This is a genomic window from Faecalibacterium tardum (assembly GCF_040096515.1).
GTDB classification, from domain to species: domain Bacteria; phylum Bacillota; class Clostridia; order Oscillospirales; family Ruminococcaceae; genus Faecalibacterium; species Faecalibacterium tardum.
In genome coordinates this window covers 1-3,784 of the sequence record NZ_JBBMEO010000066.1, presented here as the reverse complement: position 1 = coordinate 3,784, position 3,784 = coordinate 1, and the positions used below count along the sequence as shown (strand labels likewise).

The 3,784-nt window shown below is 60.1% G+C and carries 3 protein-coding genes; all 3 read left to right on the top strand.

The features are described 5' to 3' along the window. The first annotated feature begins 477 nt into the window (after positions 1-477). A complete protein-coding gene (locus WMO44_RS14460; protein ID WP_170126605.1) occupies positions 478-1,311 on the top strand; it encodes a ParA family protein in 834 nt (277 codons plus the stop codon). Between the two features lie 22 nt (positions 1,312-1,333). Then, positions 1,334-2,209: a ParB/RepB/Spo0J family partition protein gene (locus WMO44_RS14455; protein WP_005924304.1), complete on the top strand. Its 876-nt coding sequence runs from the start codon at positions 1,334-1,336 to the stop codon at positions 2,207-2,209. Between the two features lie 95 nt (positions 2,210-2,304). After that, entirely contained in the window at positions 2,305-3,636 is a 1,332-nt protein-coding gene (gene serS / locus WMO44_RS14450; RefSeq protein ID WP_118658657.1) for a serine--tRNA ligase, read from the top strand. Positions 3,637-3,784 lie beyond the last annotated feature (148 nt).

Here is a 3,784-nt window from a genome sequence, read left to right as displayed (position 1 = left end):
GATCTCCGTTTTTTCCGGCTCCGCCGATTTAAAGCCCCTCAGGCGCTACGCGCCAGCTCCCCCAAGGGGACGCCTTTGCGCTATGCCGGAAACTTTATCGCCACCGCTAAAAGCCGTCCCCTTTGGGAAGGTGGCATCGCCGTAGGCGATGACGGAAGGGGTAACCTCCGCTCAGGCATACTTTGCACTTCAGCCAGAAACTTTCCCGCCATGCCAAGGGCTCCCCCTTCGGGGGAGCTGGCATCGCGTAGCGATGACTGAGAGGGTTTGCCGTCCCCTTGGGCAAGACGGAAGGGGCAATTTCCACTTTCCAACCCTCAAAAGTTAAAAATCCAGCTGAAAAACGCTCCAGATGGTTCAAAAAACAATTTGGATGTGTTATACTAGAAGCCGAGGTGCCTGCCGGACGGGGAAACCGGCGGGCACGACTGCGTGTTCCATGTGGAACAAATCTTTCCCCGGGAGGAAGAAAAGCGCGTGGCAAAAATTGTAGCGATCGCAAACCAGAAGGGCGGAGTGGGAAAAACCACCACCGCCGTCAACCTTTCGTCCTGCGTAGCGGCGCTGGGCAAAAAGGTGCTTATCGTAGATCTCGACCCGCAGGGCAACACCACCACCGGCTATGGCATCCCAAAGCGCAGCGTGGAAGCGGGTACCTATGAGGTGCTTATCGGCAGGGCAACGGCGGCGCAGGCCATCCGGCACACCGAGTACCGCACCGATGTCATCGGCTCCAACACCCGGCTGGCCGGTGCCAGTCTGGAAATGATCGACCTGCCCGGCCGTGAGGGGCGTCTGCGCAAGGCGCTGGCTGAGGTGCAGAAGGACTACGACTTCATCTTTATCGACTGCCCGCCCAGTCTGGATCTGCTCACCCTCAACGGCCTGAGCGCCTGCGACAGTGTGCTCATCCCGGTGCAGTGCGAATACTATGCGCTGGAAGGTCTGTCGGAGCTCATCAGCACCCTCAAGACCATCCGCAAAAAGTATAACCCGTATCTGGATATCGAGGGCGTGGTGTTCACCATGTTCTCGCTGCGGTACAACCTGACCGTGCAGGTGGTGGAGCAGGTGCAGAAGTACTTCGGCTCCAAGGTGTACAAGACCACCATCCCGCGCTCCATCCGCATTTCGGAAGCGCCCAGCTACGGCCAGCCCATCAATTTCTACGAGCCAAAGGGCAAGGGCAGCGAGGCCTACATGGACTTGGCCATCGAATTCGTCAAGCACAACCGCCCGCAGGAACCTAAGAAGTCCCGCGCAAAGGCTGCACCCGCCGCAGAGCCGGCGAAAAACGCTCTGGAAGATTAAAACAGGGGGAACAAGGTAAACAATGGCAAGAGGAAAAGGAGGGCTCGGACGCGGGCTGGACAGTCTGTTTGAGGACGCAGCACCGGTCTTTGAGTCAGAGCACGCAGCGGTAGAGACCCTGCCGCTGCGCGAGATCGAGCCGGACCCCGACCAGCCCCGCAAGACCTTTGAACAGGAGACCCTCAGCGAACTGGCTGCCAGCATCGCCGAGCACGGCTTATTGCAGCCCATCGCGGTGCGGCCGAGACCCATGGGCGGCTACAGCATCGTGGCAGGCGAGCGCCGCTGGCGCGCCTCCCGCATGGCGGGTCTTACCGAGGTGCCGGTGGTCATCAAGGATGTGTCCGATGAGCAGGCCATGGAGCTGGCGCTGGTGGAGAACCTGCAGCGCGAGGATCTGGACCCGGTGGAAGAAGCTGCCGGCATCCGGGAGCTGATGACCCGCTGCGACCTGACACAGGAGCAGGCCGCCCGCAAGCTGGGCAAGAGCCGCAGCGCACTGGCAAACAGCCTGCGTCTGCTCAACTTACCGGAAACGGTGCTGGAGCTGCTGAAGAGCGGCTTTATCAATACCGGCCACGCCAAGGTGGTGCTGGGTCTGCCCACACCGGAATTGCAGGCCGAAGCCGCGCAGATCATCGCGGACAACCAGCTGAACGTCCGTCAGGCCGAGGCGCTTTGCAAAAAGATGGCAAAGCCCGCCAAGGAGCCCCGCGAACCCGCACCCCGCGGCACTTTGCCGGTGGAGGTGGAAGAGAGCCTGAAACAGGTGCTGGGCAGCGAGGTGAACGTGGCCTACCACGGCGGCAAGGGCAAGCTGACGGTGCATTTTTACTCCGACGAGCAGCTGCGCGCCTTTGCAAACCTGCTGGGACAGTACCAGATGGAAACCGAATAATCATGCGATCCAAGGCGGGAACTGCCGCCTTTGAACGGCAGCGGAAAGCCCCAGACGCGCCGCTGCAAGCCCAATAGAGTTAAGGAGAGTCAATCATGCTGGATATCAAATTTGTCCGCGAGAACCCGGACGCCGTTAAGGAAAACATCAAAAAGAAGTTTCAGGATGCAAAGCTGCCGCTGGTGGATGAGGTCATCGAAAAGGATGCCAAGTACCGTGCAGCCCTGAAGGAAGTGGAGGCCCTGAAGGCCGCCCGCAACAAGCTGAGCAAGGCCAACGGCCCGCTGTTCGGTCAGCTGAAGAAGTGCACCGATGAGGCACAGAAGGCTGAGCTGCAGGCACAGATCGATGCCAACAACGCCGCCGTCAAGGCCGACGCCGACAAGATGGCAGAGCTGGAGAAGGAAGAGGAGGAACTGTCTGCCCGCATTCAGGAGATCATGTACTCCATTCCCCAGATGATCGACCCCAGCGTGCCCATCGGCCCGGACGATACCTATAACGTGGAGGCTCAGCGCTTCGGCGAGCCTGTGGTGCCGGATTTCCCCATCCCGTACCACACCGAGATCATGGAGAGCTTTGACGGCATTGATATGGACGCCGCAGGCCGCGTGGCCGGTAACGGCTTCTACTACCTGCTGGGCAACATCGCACGCCTGCACGAGGCTGTGCTGGCCTATGCCCGCGACTTTATGATCAACAAGGGCTTCACCTACGTCATCCCGCCCTTCATGATGCACGGCAACGTGGTGCAGGGCGTCATGTCCTTCCCCGAGATGGACGCCATGATGTACAAGATCGAGGGTGAGGACCTGTACCTCATCGGCACCAGCGAGCACACCATGATCGGCCGCTTCATCGACCAGACGCTGGACGAGAGCAAGATGCCCCTGACCCTGACCTCTTACAGCCCCTGCTTCCGCAAGGAGAAGGGCGCACACGGCATCGAGGAGCGCGGCATCTACCGCATCCACCAGTTCGAGAAGCAGGAGATGATCGTGGTCTGCCGCCCCGAGGAGAGCGCCGACTGGTACGAGAAGCTGTGGAAGATGTCCGTGGAGCTGTTCCGCAGCATGGAGATCCCCGTGCGCCAGCTGAACTGCTGCTCCGGCGATCTGGCTGACCTGAAGGTCAAGAGCTGCGATATCGAAGCATGGAGCCCCCGCCAGCAGAAGTACTTCGAGGTCTGCTCCTGCTCCAATCTGGGTGACGCACAGGCACGCCGTCTGCACATCCGCATCAAGGGCAAGGACGGCAAGACCTATCTGGCCCACACCTTGAACAACACCTGCGTGGCACCTCCGCGTATGCTGATCGCCTTCCTGGAGAACCATCTGCAGGCCGATGGCAGCGTGACCATCCCCGAAGTGCTGCAGCCGTACATGGGCGGGCTGAAGGTCATGGTCCCCACCAATAAGAAGAACTAAAACTGCACCGGGTTTTCCACAACCGGGCAGAAAAAGGTTGAAAAAAGCACCGCTTTCCGCACAGGGAAGCGGTGCTTTTTGTGTGGGAAGCGGGTGCTTAACTCCCTCAGTCAAAGCCTTACGGCTTTGCCAGCTCCCTCTGGGAGGG